Annotated in this window: 21 protein-coding genes and 1 tRNA gene; 12 read left to right on the top strand and 10 right to left on the bottom strand. The window is 67.4% G+C overall.

The features are described from left to right. Positions 1-11: 11 nt before the first annotated feature. The 3 genes from AC1REK_RS26005 to AC1REK_RS25995 all read right to left on the bottom strand — a co-directional run bounded on the left by AC1REK_RS26005 (position 12) and on the right by AC1REK_RS25995 (position 4035). Complete coding sequence (locus AC1REK_RS26005) at positions 12-1421, bottom strand: DUF1254 domain-containing protein (protein ID WP_492270007.1); 1410 nt, start codon at positions 1419-1421, stop codon at positions 12-14. A 46-nt stretch (positions 1422-1467) separates the two neighbouring features. Next, a complete protein-coding gene (locus AC1REK_RS26000; protein WP_492270006.1) occupies positions 1468-2934 on the bottom strand; it encodes a DUF1254 domain-containing protein in 1467 nt (488 codons plus the stop codon). 195 nt (positions 2935-3129) lie between these two features. Then, the gene (locus AC1REK_RS25995; protein ID WP_316018328.1) at positions 3130-4035 is read right to left on the bottom strand and encodes a DMT family transporter; all 906 of its coding nucleotides are present in this window, start codon (positions 4033-4035) and stop codon (positions 3130-3132) included. 164 nt (positions 4036-4199) lie between these two features. Between AC1REK_RS25995 and AC1REK_RS25990 the strand changes: the two genes are divergently transcribed. After that, positions 4200-5066, top strand: coding sequence for a LysR family transcriptional regulator (locus AC1REK_RS25990; RefSeq protein ID WP_316018329.1), 867 nt, complete (start codon positions 4200-4202; stop codon positions 5064-5066). Positions 5067-5188: 122 nt separating this feature from the next. Here AC1REK_RS25990 and hppD read toward each other — a convergent pair whose 3' ends face one another. Then, complete coding sequence (gene hppD, locus AC1REK_RS25985) at positions 5189-6322, bottom strand: 4-hydroxyphenylpyruvate dioxygenase (protein ID WP_492270005.1); 1134 nt, start codon at positions 6320-6322, stop codon at positions 5189-5191. Between the two features lie 130 nt (positions 6323-6452). Here hppD and AC1REK_RS25980 point away from each other — a divergent pair, with 130 nt between their 5' ends. The 7 genes from AC1REK_RS25980 to AC1REK_RS25950 all read left to right on the top strand — a co-directional run bounded on the left by AC1REK_RS25980 (position 6453) and on the right by AC1REK_RS25950 (position 11950). After that, a complete protein-coding gene (locus AC1REK_RS25980; RefSeq protein WP_492270004.1) occupies positions 6453-6923 on the top strand; it encodes an Lrp/AsnC family transcriptional regulator in 471 nt (156 codons plus the stop codon). 54 nt (positions 6924-6977) lie between these two features. Continuing rightward, positions 6978-7559 carry a cob(I)yrinic acid a,c-diamide adenosyltransferase gene (locus AC1REK_RS25975; protein ID WP_316018332.1) on the top strand — a complete coding sequence of 194 codons (582 nt, stop codon included), beginning with the start codon at positions 6978-6980 and terminating at the stop codon, positions 7557-7559. 4 nt (positions 7560-7563) lie between these two features. Further along, positions 7564-8253, top strand: a complete 690-nt coding sequence (locus AC1REK_RS25970) for a rhomboid family intramembrane serine protease (RefSeq protein WP_492270003.1) — start codon at positions 7564-7566, stop codon at positions 8251-8253. A 147-nt stretch (positions 8254-8400) separates the two neighbouring features. Continuing rightward, entirely contained in the window at positions 8401-9150 is a 750-nt protein-coding gene (locus AC1REK_RS25965) for an electron transfer flavoprotein subunit beta/FixA family protein (protein ID WP_492270002.1), read from the top strand. Positions 9151-9153: 3 nt separating this feature from the next. Then, positions 9154-10101 carry an electron transfer flavoprotein subunit alpha/FixB family protein gene (locus AC1REK_RS25960; RefSeq protein ID WP_492270001.1) on the top strand — a complete coding sequence of 316 codons (948 nt, stop codon included), beginning with the start codon at positions 9154-9156 and terminating at the stop codon, positions 10099-10101. 183 nt (positions 10102-10284) lie between these two features. Next, complete coding sequence (locus tag AC1REK_RS25955; RefSeq protein WP_316018336.1) at positions 10285-11166, top strand: 3-hydroxybutyryl-CoA dehydrogenase; 882 nt, start codon at positions 10285-10287, stop codon at positions 11164-11166. A gap of 226 nt (positions 11167-11392) precedes the next feature. After that, positions 11393-11950, top strand: coding sequence for an HNH endonuclease (locus AC1REK_RS25950; RefSeq protein WP_327521297.1), 558 nt, complete (start codon positions 11393-11395; stop codon positions 11948-11950). 111 nt (positions 11951-12061) lie between these two features. On the opposite strand, the gene AC1REK_RS25945 is transcribed toward AC1REK_RS25950, so the two are convergent. After that, complete coding sequence (locus tag AC1REK_RS25945; RefSeq protein WP_492270000.1) at positions 12062-12595, bottom strand: disulfide bond formation protein B; 534 nt, start codon at positions 12593-12595, stop codon at positions 12062-12064. Between the two features lie 7 nt (positions 12596-12602). Then, on the bottom strand, positions 12603-13268 hold the full coding sequence (locus tag AC1REK_RS25940) for a YqaA family protein (RefSeq protein ID WP_492269999.1): 666 nt from the start codon (positions 13266-13268) through the stop codon (positions 12603-12605). 179 nt (positions 13269-13447) lie between these two features. Here AC1REK_RS25940 and AC1REK_RS25935 point away from each other — a divergent pair. The 4 genes from AC1REK_RS25935 to AC1REK_RS25920 all read left to right on the top strand — a co-directional run bounded on the left by AC1REK_RS25935 (position 13448) and on the right by AC1REK_RS25920 (position 19568). Then, positions 13448-13532, top strand: a tRNA-Leu gene (locus AC1REK_RS25935). Positions 13533-14906: 1374 nt separating this feature from the next. Then, complete coding sequence (locus AC1REK_RS25930) at positions 14907-16406, top strand: efflux transporter outer membrane subunit (RefSeq protein WP_492269998.1); 1500 nt, start codon at positions 14907-14909, stop codon at positions 16404-16406. After that, the gene (locus AC1REK_RS25925) at positions 16403-17608 is read left to right on the top strand and encodes an efflux RND transporter periplasmic adaptor subunit (RefSeq protein ID WP_327521293.1); all 1206 of its coding nucleotides are present in this window, start codon (positions 16403-16405) and stop codon (positions 17606-17608) included. The genes AC1REK_RS25930 and AC1REK_RS25925 overlap by 4 nt, the downstream gene beginning before the upstream one ends. 4 nt (positions 17609-17612) lie before the next feature. Beyond that, positions 17613-19568 carry a MacB family efflux pump subunit gene (locus AC1REK_RS25920; protein ID WP_327521292.1) on the top strand — a complete coding sequence of 652 codons (1956 nt, stop codon included), beginning with the start codon at positions 17613-17615 and terminating at the stop codon, positions 19566-19568. A gap of 2 nt (positions 19569-19570) precedes the next feature. Here AC1REK_RS25920 and AC1REK_RS25915 read toward each other — a convergent pair whose 3' ends face one another. The 4 genes from AC1REK_RS25915 to AC1REK_RS25900 form a co-directional block, all read right to left on the bottom strand. Beyond that, the gene (locus tag AC1REK_RS25915) at positions 19571-21364 is read right to left on the bottom strand and encodes an ABC transporter ATP-binding protein (RefSeq protein WP_492269997.1); all 1794 of its coding nucleotides are present in this window, start codon (positions 21362-21364) and stop codon (positions 19571-19573) included. Positions 21365-21503: 139 nt separating this feature from the next. Beyond that, entirely contained in the window at positions 21504-23228 is a 1725-nt protein-coding gene (locus AC1REK_RS25910; protein WP_492269996.1) for an ABC transporter ATP-binding protein/permease, read from the bottom strand. Beyond that, positions 23225-24118: a ChaN family lipoprotein gene (locus AC1REK_RS25905; protein WP_492269995.1), complete on the bottom strand. Its 894-nt coding sequence runs from the start codon at positions 24116-24118 to the stop codon at positions 23225-23227. The genes AC1REK_RS25910 and AC1REK_RS25905 overlap by 4 nt, the downstream gene beginning before the upstream one ends. Then, a complete protein-coding gene (locus AC1REK_RS25900) occupies positions 24111-24863 on the bottom strand; it encodes a hypothetical protein (RefSeq protein ID WP_492269994.1) in 753 nt (250 codons plus the stop codon). Before AC1REK_RS25900 ends, AC1REK_RS25905 begins: the two co-directional genes overlap by 8 nt. Between the last annotated feature and the right edge of the window lie 64 nt (positions 24864-24927).

Genomic DNA, 24927 nt, shown 5'->3' with positions numbered 1-24927 from the left:
CGGCGATCCGCCTATGGCGCGGCGATGCGCTCGACGTCGGGAAGCTTCCAGCTCTTGTCGAATAGCGGCTTTTCCGGTCCGTAGAGCCGGAAGAGAAGCTCGAATTGCCGGTTCGGATCCGTCGGGACCCAGTTGGCTTCCTTCCCTGCCGGTGCCTTGGGACCGAAATAGACCTCGACCGAGCCATCGGCGTTGGTCTGGGCGCCGGGCGTGATGGAGGCGAGGCTGGCACGCGGCATGTTGCGGATGAGCGCATGCGTCTCGCGATCATAGGCGGTCACGGACCAGTACTGCTTGACCGGTGCCTTGGGCGGGACTGTCAGTCGATAGGTGGCGGAGCCGTCGAACGGGCTGCCGGCCTTGTCCTTGTTGGCCATCAGGTAAAACTGCGCCGTGCCGATCCGCTTGATGCCGGTGAAGCCGAGCGTGTAGGTCACGCCGCGCGCGTCGACCGGATAGATGTTGGGATCGGCATAGCCGGTCTGCACGGCCTTCACGACCTCGGCCATCGCGGCGGGAAACCAGCGGATGCCTTCGTTGATCACTGGGAAGCCCGCGTCATAACGTTGTGACAGAAGGGCATGTGCCTCCTGCGCGGCGCCGTTCAGGACGGCCTGCTGGGCCTGGTCCGGGTTGTAGGGCTTGCCCTTCTCGATGCCGAGCGTCTTGAGCTGGTCGATCATGACCCGGTCGCGTTGCAGCCAGGGTTCGTTCTGCACGATCCGATCGAGATTCCGATAGAAGCTCGCATCGTAGCGGATGGTCGAGTCGAACAGGGTGTCGTAGGCGTCGGTGAAGACCGTGGCTGGCGGCCTGGCGGCCTGGGCCAACGGGTAAACCTTGATCTGCTTGCCATAGGCGACGGATCTGGCGACGTCGGCATCGGCATGGCTGGCCAGATTGGCGCGCAACAGGGCAAAGCCGCTATAGGTGTCGGACTGCAGCTGGTAATAGCCGGCCGGTATCTTTCCTTTGTAGCCCGGCGGCAGGATGAGGTACTTGCCGCCCTTGCCCTTGTCCGCGCCCTCCGGACCGGCATCCTCCAGCGGCATCTGCCACGCCGTGACGATGTTGCCTGCGATCGATCCGCCCCGGGCCGGCGGAATCTCGATGACGATGGGCCCATCCTTCACGTTCCAGAACGACATGAAGTAGATCGAGTCCGGGTTCGGCGTGAGCGTCTGGTTCTTCCAGTTCACCGGCCGGGACCAGTAGACGATCTCGTTGACCTTCGCCTTGGTCCTGCTCAGCATTTCCTGAAGCATGAGGTCGGTATTGACCGCCGGCATGGCCCAGATCATCGCTTCGACGGCCCTCCGCTCGATCGAGCGGCGGGCGAGTTCCCCGGGCGCCGGGCCTTGTGCGTATGCGGCGGCTGCAGCGGCCAACAAGAGGGGCGCGGCCAGACGAAAGGCTTTCATGTCGAACTCCTCTGGGTTGGCCGGTAGGCCGCCCGGCAGGCGACTGTCAGGGGTTCACCACTTCGAAATCGCCCGGTTTCCAGCTCTTGTCGAAGGCGGCTGCCTCAGGGCCGTAGATGCGGATATAGGCGAACCAGCCCTTGCCAGGCTCGGTCTTGATCCAGCGCCCCTCCTGGCCTGCCGGAGCCGTCGGGCCGAAATGAAGGTCAAGCGGGGCCGTGGTCTTCACATCCTTCAGCTCGAAGAGTGAGCGCAGCGCCGCCTTGTCCTGATCGGTCTGGACCTGCGAGCGGGTGGCGGAGTCGTAGACCGTGACCGACCAGAACAGCTTGCCCGGCACGGGTTGCGGGATGGTCAGCCTGTAGTTCTTGCCGCCGTCGAGGTAGGCGCCGGAACTGTCCATGGCGCTCAGCCAGTAGAGGGAGCCGGCGCCGGCATTGCGCCGGAACATCGCCGGCGAGGTGACGATCGCCTGGGCGAACCAGCGGTCGCGCGCCTCGAGATCGAGCCCCGATGGGGTCTCGAATTGCGCGCTGCCCGGCACCAGCCCGACCCACTCCCATTTGCGGTCCGGCCAGTTCACCCGGTCCGGCCGGTTGCTGGCGAAGGCGGAGACCAGCATCTGGTCGCGACCGGCCCGTGCGGCGCGTTCCAGGATCGCAGTCATGCGGGCATCGGGGGAAAACGGCTTGCCCTTCGCGATGCCGAGCTCGGCCAGCAGGCCGTACATGGGCAGGAAGGACGGCACCAGGGGCTCGGCCTCGATGATCTTCGCGAGTTGCTGCCAGAACTGGATATTGTCCTCCCAGCGCAGGGAGGACGAATCCATCCTGATCGCGGTGGTGTCGACGACCTTGAGCGGCTGCGGCCTGGCGGCGCTCGCCAGCGGGTAGATCTTGACCGCGCGCAAGGCCGCCATTGCCTTCGCCACGTCGCCGCCGACAGGCAAGGCGCGCAAGGCGAGCAGATTCTTCAGCGATTTCGAGCGTCCGGTGAAGTAGCCGGCCGGGAGCTTGCCCTTGTAGTCCGGCGGCAGGACGAGATGCTTGCCGCCCTTGCCCGCGTCGGGGCCGGGCAGTCCCATGTCGAGCACCCAGCCCTGGTGGTGGTCGTCGACGAGGCCGATGAAGGCGCCGGGCGGCAGCTCGATCACCATCGGCCCACCGCTCAGGTCCAGCACGCCGGAGCCATAGGGCGTGTCGGAATTCAGCGTGAAGCCAAGCTGCCGCGGTCCTGCTGCGGCGATGCCCCAGGCCTTGCCATCCTCGATGCCGACAGAGCGATTGCCGTTGAAGATGCCCTCGTTCGAGACGGTCGGGTACCAAAAGCGATAGGCCGTGATCGCGCGCTGGAGATCGGCGTCGTCGCGGGCGCGCTGGGCGGTGTCTCCTGCCGGAAAGCCCCGCTCGAAATTGTAGGCCGCGCCCGGGCCGGCACCTTGCGCGAGCGCGGGATTGCCCGACGCGAACGACGCGACGATAGCAAGAACCAAAGCCGAGCTTGCGAACTTCATGAAGCCTTCCCCTTGCGTTTCGGTTCAACGCTCGGGTCCAGTCTGCACCGAATGACCGCGCTCTTGAGCGCGTAACGGTTATCGCTTGACGCCGCGGTGGCCTGCCCACGGACGGTAACTGTTACACGGGTGATAAGCCTCGATGCGACGTGTGCCTGCTCGGCGCTCCTGGTCGCGGCGACGAACGCGCCCGGTTCAGCCCTTCCTGACCATCAGTACGGCGGCCAGAATCGCGACGCCGCCGAAGGCCTGGGCGGGGCTCGGCTGCTCGGCGAAGATCGCCCAGGCGGCGAGCACCGAGACCAGCGAGGGCCAGACCATGACCAGCGAGGTCGCGTTGGCGCCGTAATGGCCGAGCGCCAGCGTGATCAGCCCCTGGCCCATGGCATGGGAGATCAGGCCGAGCGCGGCGACTGCGAGCCAGCCGGTCAGGCTCTGCGGCAGGATGGTCTCGCCGAGGGCGAGCGCGGCGGCGAGGCAGAAGACGGCGCAGATCGCGGTCGAGATCAGGCCGATGCGGCCGGCATCGGCGCGGTTGCGGGCGCGGCGGACGGCAAGGATATAGGCGGCATAGGAGAAGGCCGCGCCGACGGCGAGCGTGTCGCCGAGCAGGGAGCCGGCGGCGGGTGCGCCGGTGAACTTTGGCAGCACCAGCATGCCGGCGCCGCCCAGCGCCAGCAGCAGGGCGCCGAGGATGCGCCGCGTCGGGCGCTCGCCGAAGATCAGCCAGCCGCCGAGGATGACGCCGACCGGCGAGAGATTGCCGAGCAGCGAGGCGTTGGCGATGGTCGTGTGCAGCAGCGAGCCGTTATAGAGGATGACGTCGACGCCGAAGGCGATGCCGGCGAGCGTGATCGGGAAGAGCGCGCCGGACCTGACGCCCGCCGTCCCGCTGCGACGTCCCTCCAGCGCCATCCAGGCGCCGAGCACCGGCAGCGCGAACAGCATGCGCCAGAAGCCGGCGGCGGCGGGGCCGACATCGGCGAAGCGCACGAAGATGCCGGAGAAGCCGATGCAGGTGGCGCCCAGCATCAGGATGAGGAACATGCCGAACGCCGGCGAGGCCGGGCGGTCGGAAAGGCTGAGGCCGGGGGCGGACATCGGGCAGCTTTCGGTCGCTACATGCGAGCCCTCATCCTGAGGAGCCGGCGCGCGACTCCTCAGGATGAGGGCTGTCTTGGTGCCTGCCGCTATAGGCCGCTTCCGGCAATCGGAAAAACGGATTATTCTGATTCATCTATTGGCGTTTCCGATGGAGCGCGAACATGTCCACCCATCTCGATCTCGACGCGCTCGCCATGCTGGTCGCGGTCGCTGAAACCGGTGGTTTCACTGCCGCCGGGCAGCGGCTCGGCAGGACGCAATCAGCGATCTCCGGGCGCATCCAGGATCTCGAGGCGACGCTCGGCCGGCAGCTGCTCGAACGCTCGCGCCGCGGCGTCACCCCGACCGAGGCGGGCGAGCGGCTGCTCGCCCATGCGCGCCGCCTGCTCGCAGTCGAATGCGAGGCGCGGGCCGAGCTTGCCGGCGACAAGGCCTCGGGGCGGCTGCGCATCGGCGTGCCCGACGACTATGTCGACGCCTATCTGCGGCCGCTGATCATGCGCTTCTCGGCCGAGCATCCACGCGTCGAGCTCGAAGTGCATTGCGAGCTCTCGAAGCGGATCGAGCCGGCGGTCGCGGCCGGCGAGCTTGATCTGGCGGTGATCACCCAGGATCCCGGCCGGCCCAAGGGCGAGCGCCTCAGGCGCGAGCCGCTGGTCTGGGTCGCTGGTCGCGGCCATCGGCCGGAGCTGGAGGAAACCTTGCCGCTGGGCCTGTTCAACGAGGGCTGCCGGGCGCGACCGCGCATCCTGGCGGCGCTCGAGGCGGCCGAGCGGCCGCACCGGCTGGTGTTCTCCTCCTCGCATATGGCCGGGCTGCTCTCGGCGGTGGAGGCGGGGCTCTGCGTCACCGCCATCACCGAAAGCGCCGTGCCGGCCGGGCTGCGGCGGCTGGCGCCGGCCGATGGGCTGCCGGTGCTGTTCGAACTGTCGGTCGGACTGGTGATCGCGCCGGGAGCGGGGCTCGCGGCGCGGCATTTCGCGCAGGCGCTGCGCGAGGCGATGACGGCGCCGAAGCTCGCGGCCTGACTGGCTGCCTCTACCGTCATGCTCGCCCTTGTGGCGAGCACCCATGTCTTGAACGTCCCATTGGGTTGGCGACGCGAAGACGTGGATGGTCGGGACAAGCCCGACCATGACGGGAGCGCGGCCTACTCCGCCGCCTGCGGCTTCAGCACGCCGCGGCGGATCTGGTCTTCCTCGATCGATTCGAACAGAGCGCGGAAATTGCCCTCGCCGAAGCCGTCATCGCCCTTGCGCTGGATGAACTCGAAGAAGATCGGCCCGACCACGGTGGCGGAGAAGATCTGGAGGAGCACCTTGCTCATCCGGCCGGCCTTCTCGCCGAGCGCGACCGCGCCCTCGCCGTCGATCAGGATGCCGTTGGCCTTGAGGCGCTCGACCGGCTCGCCATGGTTCGGCACGCGGCCATCGACCTTCTCGTAATAGGTCGCCGGCGGCGAGGGCATGAAGGGCAGGCCGTTGGCGCGCAATTGCTCGACGCTGGCGTAGATGTCGCGGGCGCCGAGCGCGACATGCTGGATGCCCTCGCCCTTGTACTGGCGCAGGTACTCCTCGATCTGGCTCTTGTCATCGAGCGACTCGTTGATCGGGATGCGGATCTTGCCGCAGGGCGAGGTCAGGGCGCGCGAGATCAGGCCGGTCAGCTTGCCCTCGATGTTGAAGAAGCGGATCTCGCGGAAATTGAAGAGCTTGCCGTACCAGTCGGCCCAATGGTCCATGCGGCCGCGCATGACGTTGTGGGTGAGGTGGTCGAGATAATACATGCCGGCCTGCTCGGGATGCGGGTCGCGCTCGCCGAGCCATTCGAAGTCGACATCCCAGATCGAGCCCTTCTCGCCATAGCGCTCGACGAAGTAGAGCAGCGAGCCGCCGATGCCCTTGACCGCCGGAATCTGCAGTTCGCCGGGGCCGATCCTGGTCTCGTAGGGCTCGGCGCCGAGCGAGACGGCGCGCTCGAAGGCGTGCCTGGCGTCGACGACTCGGAAGGCCATGGCGCAGGCGCAGGGGCCGTGCGCGGCGGCAAAGCCCTGGGCGAAGGAATCGGGCTCGGCGTTGACGACGAAATTGACGTCGCCCTGGCGATAGAGCGTCACCTTCTTGGAGCGGTGCTTCGCCACCTTGGTGAAGCCCATCGTCTCGAACAACGCGCCGAGCTTCTCCGGCTCCGGATGGGCGTATTCGACGAACTCGAAGCCGTCCGTGCCCATCGGATTGGCGTCGGAAATGGTGGGCGGGGCGGTGTCGTGCGGAAACGGGCCCATGGCGTCCTCCTCCTGGGTCGATTTGTATGACCCATGGTCGCGCATCGCCGCGGCGATGATCTTGCAAAATCGACCGGACGAGCGCTTCATTTGCACGAAACGTGCATCACGGAACAGAAACGCTCACGAAATGCCCGCCCTCGACGCATTCGACTGGCGCCTGCTCGAAGCGCTGCAGCAGGACGCCTCGCTGACCAATGGCGCGCTGGCTGAGAAGATCGGCCTGTCGGCGAGCCAGGTCTCGCGCCGGCGCCAGCGGCTCGAGCAGGAGGGCGTGGTGCGCGGCTATCGCGCCCTGATCGACCCGGAGGCGATCGGGCTTGCCGTCACCGTGTTCATCCATGTCGCGCTGAACACCCATTCGCGCGACAATGCCCGGCGCTTCCGCGACCTCGTGAAGCTCACCCCTGCGGTGCTCGAGGCGCATGCCCTGACCGGCGAGGCCGACTACATGCTGAAGGTCGCGGTCGGGGATCTCAAGGAATTGTCGCGGCTGGTGAACGAGGTCCTGCTGTCGCATGAGAGCGTCGCCCGGGTGCGCTCCGAGATCGCGCTGGAGACGCTGAAGGAGCCGGGGCTGCTGCCGCTGCGGCTTGGCTGAGCGCGCGGCGAAGCCGCCCCTTCCGCCGGCGCGGCGGCGCGCTATAAAGCTTCCATGGTCATTCTCAATCGCATCTACACGCGCACGGGCGACGACGGCACCACGGCGCTCGCCACCGGGGCGCGCCGGCCGAAATTCGACCTGCGCATCGCCGCCTACGGCACCACCGACGAGACCAATGCCTGCATCGGCATGGCGCGGCTGCACTGCGCCTCCGAGGATGCGACGGTCGACGCGATGCTGGGGCGCATCCAGAACGATCTCTTCGACCTCGGTGCCGAGCTCGCCTCGCCCGATACCGGCGAGAAGCTGGAATGGGAGCCGCTGCGCATCGTCCAGGCACAGGTCGACCGGCTCGAGGCCGAGATCGACACGCTGAACAAGGGGCTCGGCACGCTGCGCTCCTTCGTCCTGCCCGGCGGCACGCCGGCCGCCGCCCATCTGCATCTCGCCCGCACCGTCAGCCGGCGGGCGGAGCGGCTGATGGTCGAGCTCGCCGGCATTCCGGGCGAGAGCGTGGCGAAGCCGGCGTTGAAGTTCATCAACCGGCTTTCCGACTTCCTCTTCGTCGCCTCCCGCTATCTCAACGCCAGGGCGGGGGGCGACGTGCTCTGGACGCCCGGCCAGAACCGCTGAACCGATGTTCGTGCCGCTGCATGACGGCGTGCCGATGCGCTTCATCCGCGTCGCCTACGTCACCTATGCGCTGATCGCGATCTGCGTCCTGCTGCGGCTCATGCTGATGCACTGGACCAGCGAGGCGAGCGAGATCGCGGTTCTCGCCGGCTTCGGCACGATCCCCGCCGTGCTGTTCGGCGAGGCGCAATTGCCGCCGGAGCTGCTCAAGGCGCCGCCCTGGCTGACGCTCGTCACCGGCATCCTGCTGCACGCCAGCTTCGCCCATCTCGTCGGCAACATGCTGTTCCTCTGGGTCTTCGGCGACAATGTCGAGGACGCGATGGGCCATCTGCGCTTCCTCGTCTTCTTCATGCTCTGCGGCACGGCCGGGGCGCTGCTGCACGCGCTGATGAATCCCGAATCGGAGCAGCCGCTGATCGGTGCTTCCGGCGCGATCTCGGGCGTGATCGCGTCCTATCTGATGCTCTACCCGCGCGTGCGCGTCTGGGGGCTCGCCTTCAAATGGATTCCGATCCACATCCCGGCGATGTATGCGCTCGGCGCCTGGATCCTGTTCCAGCTGATTTCGGCGCTGTTCGACCAGCAGGGTGCGGTCGGCTGGTGGGCGCATCTCGGCGGGCTGGGCGCCGGCGCGGTGCTGACGCCGCTCCTCGTCCGGCGCGGCCAGCCCCTGTTCGGGCGCCCGGCATGAGCCCGGCGCGACCTTCACGCCGTTGACAACGGCAAATGCCCGTCGTTACGGTCCCCGCGCATTCCAGTCGCGGGCCGCGATGCCGAACTGCCGCGATTTCGTTCGGCACCGGTTCACGGTCCTTCTCTCCCGAACGGTGAAGCGCCCATGAAGATCCTCGTGCCTGTCAAGCGGGTTGTCGACTACAACGTGAAGATCCGCGTGAAGGCGGACGGCTCGGGTGTCGAGCTGGCCAATGTCAAGATGTCGATGAACCCCTTCGACGAGATCGCGGTCGAAGAGGCGCTGCGCCTGAAGGAAGCCGGCAAGGCTACCGAGGTGGTCGTGGTCTCGATCGGCCCGGCGCAGGCGGCGGAGACGATCCGCACCGGCCTCGCCATGGGTGCCGACCGCGGCATCCTGGTCAAGGTCGACGGAATGGTCGAGCCGCTCGCCGTCGCCAAGATCCTGAAGAAGGTCGTCGAGCAGGAGACGCCGGAACTCGTCATCCTCGGCAAGCAGGCGATCGACGATGACGCCAACCAGACCGGCCAGATGCTGGCGGCGCTGCTCGGTTGGCCGCAGGGCACCTTCGCCTCGAAGGTCGTGGTCGGCGACGGTTCGATCGACGTCACCCGCGAGGTCGATGGCGGCCTGCAGACCGTCGGGCTGAAGCTGCCGGCGATCGTGACCACCGATCTGCGCCTGAACGAGCCGCGCTATGCCTCGCTGCCGAACATCATGAAGGCGAAGAAGAAGCCGCTCGACGAGACCACGGCGGAGGCGCTGGGCGTCGATGTCGCGCCGCGCCTGACCGTGCTGAAGACCGCCGAGCCGCCGAGCCGCTCGGCCGGCGTCAAGGTCTCCTCCGCCGCCGAACTTGTCTCCAAGCTGAAGAACGAAGCGGGAGTGCTCTGAACCATGACGACGCTGCTGCTCGCCAAGCACGACAACAAGACCCTCAACGAAGCCACCCGCAAGGCCCTGACCGCCGCCAAGGCGCTCGGTGCGCCGGTGCATGTCCTGGTCGCCGGACACAATGCCAAGGCCGTCGCCGAGGCCGCTGCCAAGCTCGACGGCGTCGAGAAGGTGCTGCATGCCGAGGACGCATCCTACGAGCACCGTCTCGCCGAGCCGCTCGCCGCGCTGATCGTCTCGCTCGCCGGCTCCTATGACGCGCTGGTCGCGCCGGGCACCACGACCGGCAAGAACGTGATGCCGCGCGTCGCCGCCCTGCTCGACGTGATGCAGGTTTCGGAAGTGACCAAGGTCATCTCGGCCGACACCTTCGAGCGGCCGATCTATGCCGGCAACGCCATCCAGACTGTGCAGAGCGGCGATGCCAAGAAGGTCATCACCGTGCGCGGCGCCTCCTTCCAGGCGGCCGGCGACGGTTCGGCGACCGCGCCGATCGAGAGCGTCGCTGCCGTGGCCGATACCGGCATTTCGAGCTTCAAGGGCGAGGAGGTCGCCAAGTCCGACCGTCCGGAGCTCGCCTCGGCCAAGATCATCGTCTCCGGCGGGCGCGCGCTCGCCTCGGCGGAGAATTTCGGCAAGGTGATCGAGCCGGTCGCCGACAGGCTCGGCGCCGCGATGGGTGCCTCGCGCGCCGCGGTCGACGCCGGCTATGCCCCCAACGACTGGCAGGTCGGCCAGACCGGCAAGGTCGTGGCGCCGGACCTTTATGTCGCGGTCGGCATTTCCGGCGCGATCCAGCATCTCGCCGGCATGAAGGACTCCAAGGTCATCGTCGCGATCAACAAGGACGAGGAAGCGCCGATCTTCCAGGTCGCCGATTACGGCCTGGTCGGCGATCTCTTCACGATCATGCCGGAGCTCGAGGCCGAGCTCGCCAAGATCGGCAAGTAAGCTCACCAAGGCGGGCCGCAGCGCTGCGGCCCGCGCCAGGGCAGGATGCGAAAAAGCGGGAGCCGGTTTTTCGCATCCTGCCCTAAATTCATGTTGGGAGACGGGTCTGGCCTCGAGGCGGAAAGCGGCGCGCTTCCTCTGAAAGGGCATCCGGCTCCAGCCACCGGGAAACAGAAGCGTAACATGGACCAAGAGATCAGGACGATCGGCATCATCGGTGCCGGGCAGATGGGCAACGGCATCGCCCATGTGGCGTCGGTCGCCGGATTCGAGGTCAAGTTGCACGACATCGCCGAGGACCGCATCAAGGCGGCTCTGGCGACGATCGACGGCAACATGGCAAGGCAGGTCTCGAAGGGTGCGATCGCCGACGAGATCCGCCGCGACGCGATGTCGCGGATTGCGGCTGCGCCGTCGCTCGAAGGCCTGGGCTCCTGCGATCTGGTGATCGAAGCCGCGACCGAGAGCGAGGAGGTCAAGCGCAAGATCTTCACCGCGGTCTGCCCCTATCTGCGGCCCGACGCGCTGCTCGCCTCGAACACCTCCTCGATCTCGATCACCCGGCTTGCCGCGGCGACCGATCGTCCCGAGCGCTTCATCGGCATCCACTTCATGAACCCGGTGCCGCTGATGCAGCTCGTCGAGCTGATCCGCGGCATCGCGACCGACGACCACACCTTCGAGCTCGCCAAGGACTTCGTCGCCAAGCTGCACAAGACGGCTTCGGTCTCGGAGGATTTTCCGGCCTTCATCGTCAACCGCATCCTGCTGCCGATGATCAACGAGGCCGTCTACACGCTCTATGAGGGGGTCGGCTCGGTCGAGGCGATCGACACCGCGATGCGGCTTGGCGCCAATCATCCGATGGGCCCGCTCCAGCTTGCCGACTTCATCGGCCTCGACACCTGCCTCTCGGTGATGCAGGTGCTCCATGACGGGCTGGCGGATTCCAAATACCGGCCCTGCCCGCTGCTGGTGAAATATGTCGAGGCCGGCTGGCTCGGTCGCAAGACCAAGCGCGGCTTCTACGATTACCGCGGCGAGAAGCCGGTCCCGACCCGCTGATTCGTGCGCTGCTCCGGGGGCATTCCCCGGGCGGACCTCTCGACATCACCTATTTGACGTCGTCGTTTCCGCCAGCGTGCCAGGCTCGCCGCGGGAATGACGGCGCTTGCGCGCCTGCCTCTTAACGGACGCTTCACAATCCTGTCGTCTCGCGCTTACATTGTCGGGCTACGGGATTCGTCCGGCTCGATTAAGCGGAGGCGCGATACGGGTGACGGCGCATGTAATGCATCCGATGGCTTCGCCGGATGGCTGTCCGGCTTTGGTGCTCAACGCGGATTTCAGGCCGCTGAGCTACTACCCCCTGTCGTTGTGGAGCTGGCAGGACGCGATCAAGGCGGTCTTCATGGACCGGGTCAACATCGTCTCCGAATACGACACCGTGGTGCGCAGCCCGAGCTTCAACATGAAGCTGCCCTCGGTGGTCTCGCTCAAGACCTATATCAAGCCTTCCCGCACGCCCGCCTTCACCCGCTTCAACGTCTTCCTGCGCGACCGTTTCGCCTGCCAGTACTGCCTGGGGCGCGAGGAGCTGACCTTCGACCACGTCATTCCGCGCTCGAAGGGCGGGCTGACGACCTGGGAGAACGTCGTCGCCGCCTGCTCGCCCTGCAATCTGCGCAAGGGCGACAAGATGCCGACCGCCGTCGGCATGATCCCGATGCAGAAGCCCTTCGCGCCGTCGATCAACGACCTGCACCGCAACGGCAAGCTCTTTCCGCCGAACTATCTGCACGATAGCTGGCTCGACTATCTCTACTGGGATTCCGAGCTCGAACCTTGAGCCAGACCGCAAATCCTACTGTCGCGGCCGCCTGACGCGACTTTCTGCACTTCCGGTGCTCACGGACATCTGTCCGCTGCGCTCCGGTTCTCGGAAGTCACGCCAGCCGACTCACGCCAGCGAATTTTCGGACCGCCTCACGCCGCTTCTGAGCCCGAGCAGCGCTGCGATCAGCAGCCCTGCCGACGCAAGCGCGTTCCAGCCGGCGAGCGAGAGGCCGAGGAAGCGCCAGGCGGCCTCGGTGCAGGAGATGACGCGGGTCGTCTGCAACTGCTTCATGAAATCCTGCATGCCGGCAGCAAGGGGGGCGGGGGCGCCGCCGCAATCGTTCGGGCCGGCGAACCAGCCCCATTCCACGCCGGAATGGTAGATGCCGAGCCCGGTGCTCCACGTCATCAGCAGGGCGAGGGCGGCGAGGGCGACCAACTGGGCCCCGCGCGAGTGGGCAAGCAGCAGCGCGACGGCCGCAAGCCCGATCGCGGCGTAGTGCGGAACCCGCTGCTCAAGGCAGAGCTTGCAGGGCCGCAACAGCACGACGAGTTCGAAGAACCAGGCGCCGGCGATCAGTGCGAGGCTGGCGAGGCCGATCAGGGCGATGACACGGCGCGGATTTGCGAAGGCGTCTGCGAGAGGGGTGGGGGTCATGGGTCGCTCAGCAGGAAAGGAGTTGGCCGGAGCCTGTCAGGAGCTTGAGGCCGAAATAGAGCAGGATCACCAGCGAGGCGCCGCCGAAGGCGATCAACTTGAGGCGCCGCTCGATGAAATGGCGGATCGCCGGGCCGTAGCTGCGCAGCAGGAAGGCGAGCGCGAAGAATCGGGCGCCGCGGGCGAGAATGCAGGAGATCACGAAGAAGCCGAGCCCGACATGCACGGCGCCGGCGAGTATGGTTACCACCTTGATCGGCGGCAGATGGGCGAGGCCGGAGGTGGTCAGCAGCAGCAGGGTGGTATCGGGGCCGGCGCAGGCGCGCAGCGCCTCGAAGGCGGCGAGCTTGCCATAGAAGGCAAGGACGGGGCGGGCGAGCGCATCGAAGGCGAAATAGCCCAGCGCATAGCCGGCGATGCCGCCTAGCGTCGAGAAGGCTGTGGCGATGAGAGCGTAACGATAGGCCCTCCGCGGATTGGCCAGCGCCATCGGCACGAACAGCACATCCGCCGGGATCAGGAAGAAGGAGCTCTCGACGAAGGCGACGACCGCAAGCCAGAGCTGAGCGGCGGGTCGTGCGGCGAGCGACAGGGTCCAGAGATAGAGGCGCTTGAAGGCTCCCGGTCTTTCCAGCGGGCTGGCGGGAGCGGGAGGCGTATTGGCGGTAGCCATGCTCCAGCCTTTTCGTCGATAGCGGGGGTTCTGCGCGGAGGGAAATCCATCGGAATGGACGCGCTCCTAGCTATCCGCCCCGGCGCGCCGCGTCCATGCCGGAGGCCTGTGCGAAAAAGCCGCTCACGCGAGATTGACCGGACGGGATCGACAGCTATAGTCCGCGCCGCCCGCAAGGGGCCCCTGTGGCGGAATTGGTAGACGCGCTCGACTCAAAATCGAGTTCCGCAAGGAGTGCTGGTTCGATCCCGGCCAGGGGCACCATAACATCGCTCGTCGACCTTCGGCGCCTTCAGATGCTTGTGAAGCCGCCTGAAAATCAGCGACATAGCGTTCACCGGTATTCGCCCGCATTCATTGACTGTCGGAGAAGTTGATGGCCTTGTGAGGCCGTAAGGCCATCACCTTGAGAAGCTAGGCCATCATGCCATTGACCGACGTTGCAATAGGGGGAGCCCGGCCCGCAGAAGGGTAAGTGCTCCAGCTCCTCGATGGCGAAGGCCTCCAACTCTGAATCAAGCCGACCGGGGCAAAACTATGGTGCCTCGCTTATCGCTTTGACGGGAAGCAGAAGAAGCTCTCGATCGGGCCTACCCTGCAATTGATCTTCGCGTAGCGCGAGCCCGGCGAGATGAAGCGAAAGGGCTGCTGCGCGACGGCAAGGAGCCTGCGGCTGAAAGGCGTCGGGAAAAGCTTACGGGCAAGGCCAATCGGCAGCCAGGCACCCACCAAGTACCCAGGAGCCAAAAAGAGCCGGTGAGGTAGCCGACGTCCCGAAAGCCGACGCCGCCCGCGAAGAGAGGCGTAGTCTTTCTCCACCCGATCAGGACATCGCTAGCAAGAACTAGGGCCGCGAGCAGAATGACCCCAGTCAGCCAGTTTGAGGTGATTCGGGTTAGGGCGCATGGCGGGCTCAGCGCGAACGGCGCCGCGAGCCTCCAACGCGCCTACACCCCGCAAACGTAGCCAGCGCCGGCTGTGCCAAGCACAGCCGCGCCGCGCCTGGCGAGCATAAGGGTGATCGTCACACCCTCCCCCTTCGAGAACAGAGGCACAATGGCAGGAGGGGCGAGCAGCGCCCCGCTTGCATCAAGCATGTCGGCAATCAAGCCATCATGACGCAAACTTCTCCTAAGCCGGCAAGAGACGGTTTCTCAACTCGGCCATGTCCGCACCTGGCCCGTAGCTGACTCGTACGGCCCCCCGCTTTCCGGCAAGCCTGTTGCCCCGCGCGCTGCGAGCCGCGCTTCGCGGCGCCAGTCGCGAACCCGACCCATGGAGCATCGCCGCCGACCGCCGAAAACGCTCGACGCACAATTCGCGAGCCGATGTTGCACGTCCCAGGTCCGGTGGAAGGATGGCGAGCCAGCGTTGGTCATCACGAGCTCCCGGACCCAGCATCTGAAAGCGGCGGTCGATCGATCCGATTCCTCCCAGAATTTGGAGCTATTCTAAGCTTTTCGACCTGCCTTGCAATTGGTGGGATCGGTTTGTAGTTCTGCGAATTCGCGAGAAGCGGATCTTTCGAGTCGCCGGACGGCTCCTGCTTCTCCGACAGATCGTGCAAGGCGCCTGATGGTGCCGACACGCGCCTTTCCGCTGGAGCGGTGACGGTGTCAATCCAGCGGAAGTGAGGATATGCGCTTCGGCGACGGGCGAAGATCGGATCTGGCAGGCCTGTTCGCTTTGCCTTTGCTGCTTGGCCTCGGTGCCTGCGCGGTCGGCCCCGATTACGCCCCGCCGGCGCAAACCCTGCCGGCGCAGTGGAATGCGGCCGCGCAGAGCAAGCGGCCAGCGCTCCCTTCCGAATGGTGGCGGCAGTTCAAGGATCCCGCCCTGAACCGCCTGGTCGATGACGCCGTTGCCGGCAATCTCGACGTCGCCCAGGCCAAGGCACGCATTCGCGAGGCGCGGGCGAGCCGGATCCAGGCGATCGCGCCGTTGTTCCCACAGGTGGACGGTTCGGCCTCGGCGACGCGCTCCCGGTCTGCCACCAGCGCGGATTCTTCCTTCGGCAATGTGACCCGCAACAGCTTCCGGGCCGGTCTCGATGCGTCCTGGGAGCTCGACCTCTTCGGAGGCCGCGACCGCGCCGTCGAGGCCGCGACCTATGGCGTCGATGCCGCCGACGACGATCTCGACGGCGTCTTGCTGACGCTCGTCGGCGATGTCGCCTCCACCGTGATCGAGGTGCGCGGCTTCCAGGCGCGCATCGCGCTGGCACGGCGCACCGCGGCGACGCAGCGCGAGACCGAGGCCTTGACCAAGGTGCGCTTTCAGGCGGGCGCGGTCTCGGCGACCGATACCGCGCGGGCAACGGCGCAGGTCGCGAGCACGGAAGCGCAGATACCCGCGCTGGAGATCGCGCTCGCAGAAGGCCTCAACCGCATCGCCGTGCTGACCGGCAGGCCGCCTTCGACGGTCGCGGCTCGCCTGGTCGGTGCCGGGCCGGTGCCGTCGACGCCTGCGCCACCGGCTGCCGGGGTGCCCGCCGACGTGCTGCGCAATCGCCCGGATGTTCGCCGCGCGGAGCGCCTGCTCGGCCAGGCGACGGCGCGCATCGGCCAGGCCGAAGCTGCCCGCTATCCGTCCGTCAGTCTGACCGGCAACATCTCGACCTCTGCGCTGAAGCTCGGAGACCTCGCGAAGAACAGTGCGGTCGGCTGGTCGATCGGTCCTTCGCTGAGCGTGCCGATCTTCAACGGCGGCGAGCTTGCAGCAGCCGTCGACGCGGCACGGGCCCAGCGCGACCAGTCGGACGCGGCGCTGCGCCTGGCCGTGCTGAGCGCGCTGCAGGACGTCGAGAATGCGCTGGTCGGGCTGCGCCAGGAGCGGCTGCGGCTGGCGAGCCTTGCCAAAGCGGCAGCCGCCTCTGGCGAGGCGGCGAAGCTGTCGCAGGCGCTTTACCGCTCGGGCGGCATCAGCTTCCTCGATGTGCTCGACGCCGAGCGCTCGCAGTACAGCGCCGAAGACTCGCTGATCCAGAGCCGGATCGCCCTCGCCAACCGGTTCATCGCGCTCAACAAGGCGCTCGGCGGCGGCTGGCTCAGGCCGGTCGAGGTGTCGCGCCCCAGGGTCGAGGACCCGCCGCAAGGGCCGCGTCTGCGAGCCCTCACCGTGGAGCCGCTGCAACCATGAGAATGCGCCGCGCCATCTTGCTGCTGCTCGTCCTCGGGATGCTGGGGGCGGGCGGCTATGCGTTGCGCTCGCAGCAGGCGTCGCAACCCGCCGCCGCGCCGCTCCCGACGGTCGTCGCCGCGATCGGCGATGTCGAGGAGGCCGTCCTCGCCAGTGGCGCTCTCGAGCCGGTCAGGCAGGTCAGCGTCGGCGCGCAGGCTTCCGGACGCCTGAATTCGCTCAAGGTGACGCTCGGACAGCATGTCGCCCAGGGCGATCTGATCGCCGAGATCGATGCCGTGACCCAGCAGAACGCCCTGCGGTCGGCGGAAGCCGAGGTCGCGGTGATGCATGCGCAGCGCGAGGAGCGGCTGGCGAGCCTCGCCTACGCCGAGTCCGTGCTGGCGCGCCAGAAGCAGATGCTCGGCCAGAATGCCGTTTCGCGCGACGATTTCGAATCCGCCGAGATGACGGTGCGCACGACGCGCGCCCAGATCGCGGCCCTCGACGCGCAGATCATCTCCGGCAACGTCAAGGTCGAAACGGCGCGCGCCAATCTCGGCTATACGCGCGTCACGGCGCCTGCGGCCGGCACGGTTCTCGCCATCGTCACCCAGGAAGGCCAGACGGTGAACGCCGTGCAGTCGGCACCCACCATCGTCGTGCTCGGCGATGTCTCGACGATGACGGTGAAGGCCAAGATCTCGGAAGCCGACGTCCTGCGCGTGAAGACGGGGCAGGAGGTCTTCTTCAGCGTGCTCGGGGCGCCCGATCGCCGTTTCCCCGGCAAGATCGCCTTCGTCGAGCCGGCGCCCGATACGCTGAAGACGCAGAATTCCACCGGTACCTCGGCCTCGTCGAGCGCGACCTCCTCGTCGACCTCCTCGGCCATCTACTACAACGCGCTTTTCGAGGTGCCGAACCCCGAAGGCAGGCTGCTGACCTCGATGACGGTGCAGGTGACGGTGGTCGTCGGGCGGGCCCGCGGCGTCGTCACCGTGCCTTCGACCGCGATCCGGCGTCGCGGGGACGGAGCGTGGCTGGACGTGCTCGGCGAGGACGGCAAGCCCGTGCCACGCCAGGTCACCGTCGGGCTCGACAACAAGATCGTCGCCGAGATCGCCTCTGGCCTGAAAGCCGGCGAGCGAGTCGTGACCGCGCGAGCGCCGGCGGGCGGTGTCGCGAGCGCGGCGCGGCGCATGCGCGGCCCGCTCGGGTTCTGAGCCGATGGGCGTTCCGCTGATCAGGCTGAGCGGCGTCCGGCGCGATTTCGGCGCCGGGGAGGCGGCCGTCGCCGCGCTCGACGGCTCCGAGCTGACGATCGAGGCCGGCGAGATGGTCGCGATCGTCGGCCCGTCGGGGTCCGGCAAGTCCACGCTGATGAACATCATCGGCTGCCTCGACCGGCCGACAGGCGGGACCTACGAGATCGACGGGCGGCCGACGCGCGACCTCGGCCCCGATGAATTGGCGCGACTGCGGCGCGAGTACTTCGGCTTCGTCTTCCAGCGCTATCATTTGTTGTCGGAGCTGACGGCGCTCGCCAATGTCGAGGTACCGGCGATCTACGCCGGCGTTCCCGTCGATCAAAGGCGTAGCCGCGCGGCCGCTCTGCTCGAGCGTCTCGGGCTCGGGGCCCGCAAGAGCCATCGCCCGGCCGAGATGTCCGGCGGCCAGCAACAGCGCGTCTCGATCGCGCGTGCGCTGATGAATGGCGCACGGGTCATCCTCGCCGACGAGCCGACGGGCGCGCTCGATCGCAAGAGCGGCGAGGAGATGCTGACCCTGCTCGAGGATCTCGGCAGGGAGGGGCATACGATCATCCTCGTCACCCACGACATGTCGGTCGCGGCCCGGGCCGAGCGCATCGTCGAATTGAGCGACGGCAGGATCGTCTCCGATCGGCGTACCCGGCCAATCTCCGGCTCCGCGACGAATCCGGCGCTAGAGGCGCCGGCGGGTGGATCGTGGCGTGGCGCGTTCGGGCGTCTCCGCGAGGCGTTCGGCATGGCGCTCCTGTCGATGCGTGCGCACAAGCTCCGTTCGGCGCTCACCATGCTCGGCATCGTGATCGGGATCGCCTCGGTGGTCAGCGTCGTCGCCCTCGGCGAGGGCTCGCGCCAGCAGGTCCTCGCCAATATTGCCGGTCTCGGCACCAACACGCTGGAGATCTTTCCCGGCATCGGCTTCGGCGACCGAAGGTCCAACCAGATCAAGACGCTGACCGTCGCCGATGCCCAGATCCTCGCCAGCCAGCCCTATGCCGCTGGCGTCACGCCGACCGTCTCCACCACCGCGACCGTGCGCTTCGGCGCTACCGAGGCGACGGCGCTCGTCAACGGCGTCGGCGAGCAGTATTTCGAGGTCAGGGGCAGCACCTTGCTGCGCGGGCGGTTTTTCGACGCCGACGACGTGCGGCGGCTCTCGCAGGACGTGGTGATCGACGAGAACACGGCCGGCGTGCTCTTCACGCAGCCCGGCCAGGAGCCGATCGGCAGCATCGTCCTGGTCGGTGCCGTGCCGGCGCGGGTGATCGGCGTGATGCGCCGGCAACAGGGGGGCTTCGGCGGCAGCCAGAATCCCCAGGTCTTCCTGCCCTACACCACGGTCCAGGGCAGGTTCCTGGGCGACCTTTCGCTGCGCAGCATCACGCTGCGCGTCAACGACGACACGCCGATGGAGGCGGCCCAGGCGGCGGTCACCGAGCTCTTGATCCACCGTCATCGCGCCCAGGATTTCTTTATCCAGAACCTCGACGACATCCGTCAGGCCATCACCAGCAACAATGCGACCTTCGCGCTGCTCATCGCCTCGATCGCGGTGATCTCGCTGCTGGTCGGCGGCATCGGCGTCATGAACATCATGCTGGTCTCGGTGATCGAGCGCACCGGCGAGATCGGTCTGCGCATGGCCGTCGGTGCCCGGCGCGGCGACATCCTGCAGCAGTTCCTGATCGAAGCCTCGCTGGTCTGCTTCATCGGCGGCGTGCTCGGCATCGCGCTGGCGCTCTCGATCGGGCTTGGCTTCGGCCTTGCGGGCTCGCCGGTGCGCTTCATCTACTCCGGCGAAGCCTTCGCCGTGGCGATCGCCTGCTCGACCCTGATCGGCCTGACCTTCGGCTTCCTGCCGGCGCGCAATGCCGCGCATCTCGATCCGGTTGATGCGCTGGCGCGCGGCGCCTGAACCTACTGGAAGCCTTCCGCCTGCAGCTCGAAAAGCTCGGCATAGCGGCCGCCCAGCGCCATCAGCGCGTCATGGCTGCCGCTTTCGAGGATCGCGCCGTTCTCCAGCACCAGGATGCGGTCGGCCATGCGCACGGTCGCGAAGCGATGCGAGATCAGCAGGGCGGTGCTGGTTTCGCTGAGATTGCGGAATCGCGCGAAGATCGCTGCCTCGGCGCGGGCGTCCAGCGCCGCCGTCGGCTCGTCGAGGATCAGCAGGCTGGCGTCGCGGAAATAGGCCCGCGCGATCGCGATCTTCTGCCATTCGCCACCGGACAGATCGAGGCCGGCGACGAACATGCGCCCGAGCATCTGCTCGTAGCCCTGCGGCAGGCTCTCGATCAGCTCATGGGCGACGCTCCTTTGCGCGGCATCGACGATGCGCGGGCGATCCTCTATGCGCTCGAATCGGCCGATGCCGATATTCTCGGCGGCGGTCATGTGATAGCGCACGAAATCCTGGAAGATCGCGCCGACATGGCGTTGCAGATCGTTCAGCGCGATCTCACGCAGGTCGATGCCGTCCACCAGGATGCGGCCTTCATCGGGGTCGTAGAGACGCGTCAGCAGCTTGACGATCGTGGTCTTGCCCGCGCCGTTCTCGCCGACCAGCGCCAGGGTCCCGCCCGCTGGCAGGGTGAAGCTGAGGTCGCGCAGCGCCCAGCGATCCGTGCCGGGATAGCGGAAGCCGACCTTCTCGAAGACGATGCCCTCGCGCATCGGAGCGGGGAAGGCGACGGGCTTCTCCGGCACGGCCATGGTGGAGCGCATGTCCATGAAGGAGAAGAAGTCATCGAGGTACTGGGCCTGCGAGGCGATCTGCGTCAGCCCGAGGATCAGGCGCTCGAACAGGCCGTTCAGCCGCAGGAGCGAGCCGGCGAGGAAGGTCAGGTCGCCGATGCTCAGCGCGCCGGTCAGCGTGCGCCAGGCGACCACGGCGTAGGCTGCATAGTAGGCGAGCGATGCGATTGCCCCGAACAGGCTGCCCCAGAGCGCACGCCTTGCGGCGAGGTCGCGATTGGCCAGATGGACCTTGGCCGCCAATCCGGCGAAGCGCGCGGCGAGATGGCTGCCGAGACCGAAGAGCTTGATCTCCTTGGCCGATTCGGCGGTCGAGCCGACATGCTGGATGTACTCCATCTGTCGGCGCTCTGAGGTGACGGCGACATTCAGGCCGTACCCCTTGGCGTTGAAATGCGCCTCGCCTGCCAGGGTCGGCAGAATCGCGAGGAGCAGCAGGACGATCAGCAAGGGCGCGTACGCGACCAACCCGGCGACGAAGAGGATGAGCGTGACGGCGTCCTGCGCCTGCCCGAGGACTGCGCTAAGGAGCGGATTTCCGATGTAGCGCTGGGCCCGTGCACGCTGCAGCCTGTCCTGCGCGGCGCTGGTCTCGATGTCGAGGAGATCCAGGCGTGCCACCTGCTCGATGAGCGCGACGCCGAGCGCATTGTCATGAAGCTCGGTCAGGATGCGCTCGACGAAGGCCCCGATGCGGGCAAGGACGTTGGCCGCCGCGACCAGCAGGAATTCGAGCAGGAGCCAGCCGGCGACGACATTGAGCCGCCCGCTCTCGACCCAGTCGGCCAGGGCCGGCCCGGGCGCCGGCGTCGCGGTCTGCAGGATGATCTCGTCGACGATCAGCTTGCCGATGAACAGGACCAGTGGCGGCTGGATCGCCCGGAGCAGCCGCAGAAGGATGATCGTCCCGGCGAGCGCCGGACTCGTGTTCCAGAGCGAGCGCAGCAGCCGCGGCACGTGGACCCAAACTCGTCCCCGTCGCCGCAAGGCAGCTCGCAGCCCTTCCAGCAGAGTGGCGATGGACATCACAGGACCTTTCGGGGACGCGCCTGCCGGTGCGGCGCCTGCATTGCGTTGGACGCAGCGGGAGGAGGGTTCATGCCGTCAGAGCGGCGCCCGCCAGCGTAGGAGCGGCCATGTCGCGCTCCGCCAGATGGATCGCGCGGTATTCTCCAATGCCAAGCGGAGGGCGATGCGCGATCAGCACGAGCGTCGCAGATGGCAGCGCCTGGCGTAGCCCGCCCAGCAGACGCTGCTCCGCCTCTGGATCGAGCGCGCTCGTCGCCTCGTCGAGCACGATCCAGTCCGGCCGCTGCAGATGCAGCCGGGCCAGCGCCAGCCGCTGGCGCTCGCCGCCGGACAGGCCGCGGCGCGCATCGTTCCAGGCAGGCTCGTCGGCTTCCCAGAGATCGGCCATGCCGACGGCCGCCAGCGCCTGCCGGTAGTCCTCTGCCTTGTAGGCTTCGGGCGCGGCGGGATAGGCCAGCGCGGACTTCAGATTCCCGAGAGGCAGATAGGGGTGTTGCGGCAGGAAAGCGGTGCCGAGTGCGGGACGCTCCAGACGGCCCGAGCCATGGCGCCATAGCCCCGCCAGCGCCTTGACCAGGACGCTCTTGCCGTGGCCGGAGGGCGCGGCGATCCAGTAGGTTCCGCCGGCTTCGAAGGTCAGGTCCGGCACGGGCGCCAGGGGGCGGCCTTCCGGAGTGGCGAGCCTGATGTCGCTCAGCGCCATGCGGTCGCTCCGGCTCGATACCAGCGCGGATTGCGAGCCGTCGGCTGCCTGACCGGCGGCGTTGAGGAAATGGCTGAGCCGGCTGGCCGAGGCCGCGAGCTCCGCGAGGTCCCGATAGGAGAAGATGAACCAGGACAGCGTCGTCACGACGTTCTGGAAAGCCGAGCCGATCTGCATCAGCCCGCCGAAAGTCACGCGCCCGGCGAGAAAGGCTGGAAGCGCCAGGAAGAGCGGGATGCGCAGCACCGTCTGGAAATAGGGTCTGGTGAAACAGCCCAGGATCAGCTCGCGATTGGCGAGGCCCCGCCAGTTCCTGACGATCTCGCCGAAGCGCTGGGTCAGCAGGCGGCGTTCTGCGTCCTCGCCTCCGGCCAGGGCCACCGCCTCGACATGCTCGCGCAGCCGCGTCAGCGCGAAGCGGAAATCGGCTTCGCGGCGCTGCTGTTCGAAGGCCAGCGATTTCAGCGGCTTGCCGAGCCAGTGGGTGACGCCGCTCGATATCGCGACATAGAGCGGTGCGGCCCAGACCATGTAGCGCGGGATCTCGATGGCGATGCCGCCCACAGTGAAAGCGAGGGGAAAGGTCGAGAGCGACCACAGGATCGTCACGAAGGAGACGAGCGCGACGATGTTGGTGATCAGCTCGATCGCCTCGCCGGTGAGCTTGTCGACGAAGATGCGGCAATCCTCGGCGATGCGCTGGTCGGGGTTGTCGAGGCCGTTGTCGGCGCGATCGCGCAGGTGCCAGTAGGACTTGCTCGCCAACCAGCGATCGAGCGCCGCCTCAGTCAGCGAGCGCCGCCAGCGAATCTGCAACATCTTGCGCAGGTAGCTGCCGCTTAGGAACAGGGTGACGCTGATCGCGATCAGGCCGAAGAAGATCGCGATCTGGCGCAGGGTCGCATCGACATCGAGCTTCTGCAGCGCGTTGTAGAAGTCGGCGGTCCAGGCGATCAGCCGGACCGAGACCTGAACCCCGGCGAGCCCCAGGGCGAGCACGAGCACGAAGTAGATCAGCCCGGTGCGTCCGCCCGGGCCCGCGATGCAGAGCCGCGCCAGCAGCGCGATATGCGACAGCACGGCCTTCACGCAGGTGTTCCGGGAACGCGGCGCCTCGGGGAGGGCGGCTCGGGCGTGTCGAGCCGAAAGATCGCGTCGGCAATGCCTTTGAGGCTTGCGGCCTCATGGCTGGCGCGATCTGTCGGCAGCAGCACGGCGATCTCCTCGATGCCGAGGTCGCGCAGCTGGTAAGGGGTTCCGTGGCCGTATTCGAGATGGCCGCGGCCGATGATGCCGATGACGAGCGGATCGCCCGGCGTCGCCGCCAGATAGTCCGCGATGCCGCAGGCGAAGGCCCGGTCCCAGGTCTGCTGCGCCCGGATGAAGCGGTCGAACCGTTCCGGCTCCATGGCTGGTGGACGGTCGGGCCCGGCGAAGCCGCTCATGAGCGCCCGGAGATAGCGCCGGTAACCCTCCGTCGCCGGTGCGGACGGCGTCACGCCATCGCGCTCCTCGACCGGGATCGCCTCCCAGCCGAGCTGGCCGACACGGGTGACGAGGGGGCGATGACAGTTCAGCGCCAGCATCGGCACGCGCTGCTGGCGGCAGAAATGGAAAAGAGGCAGGTAGAGTTCCGGGTCGAAGCCCCAGACCTGCGCCCATTCCGAACGCTCGATGAAGGTCGCGGTGTCCATCTCGCCCGCGACCCAGGCGTCGAGAACGGGCTGGATCCGGCGCGGGAACATCTCGAACCCGACCGCCATCTGCGGCCGCAGCAGGTGCAGATAGGTCGTGACATGCAGCTGCCAGCGATGGATCTCGGCGACGTCATGGGTCTCGCCGAGCAGCACGACGCGCTCCCCGGCGATGATGCGCATGAGATCGGGCTGCGCGATCGCCTCGCCATTGCGGGGCAGGAGCCAGGTTCCACGCGGGTGAGCCAGGAGCTCGGCAGCCTCGATGCGATCGGCCTCAGCCATGGTTGGCGCGCCATTCCGGTGGAACGCCGTCGAACGCGGCCGCCGGGCCGCGCAGCACGAGGCCGAACGGAGCGCCTTCGGCATCCTGCGCGTGCAGCTCGACCTCCGCGCCTTCGCCCATGCGCCGCCAACCCGAGATGGCGCCGGCGCGCAGATGCAGGTGGAAGTCGGGTTGCATCAGATTGACGAAACCCATGGCCGGCTTCGGCTCGGGCAGGGCGCCGCTCCAGAGCTGGTGCAGGCCCGGCCGGCGCAGTTCGATGGCGATCGGCGTGGCGTTGCGCAGGATCGCGGCGAAGGCCGCGGCGCCGAGGTCATCGTCCGGCACATCCTGAGCGCCGCCCGCTCCTGCTTCGCGCGCGACGGGCTCTAGCGCCTCGCCGGGGCCGAAGCCGGCAAGCGCCTGATCGAACGGCTCCAGCCCGTCGAGGCCGATCAGGCTGAACAGCACTTCGCCTTCGGCATTCTGGCATTCGAGGCGCGGCAGCACACGCTCGCGCATCTTGCTCGTGCGGTCGGCGACGAGGCGGGTGATCACGGTGAGGTCGAGCGCACTGTCATGCATCGCGCCGGAGAGGCGCGCAAAATCGCCCTCGATCTGCACCTTCTCGACCACGCCCATGCGCTCATGCGTCGCGCCGGCGGCGCGAGCGCTGAGCATGACGCGGCCCATGCTCGGGAGTTTGGCGAGAATCTTGGCCGGGGCCTGTTTCAACAGTTCGCGGGGCAAGCTGGTATCGGTCATTGCGGTCTCCAGAAAAGGGTTGCGACGCTCCGGGTCTCGAGCGGAGCGTCGCCGAGCGGCATGC

It is taken from the genome of Allobosea sp. GW823-FHT02B03, assembly GCF_058797755.1.
This window is presented reverse-complemented; position numbering and strand designations above follow the sequence as displayed.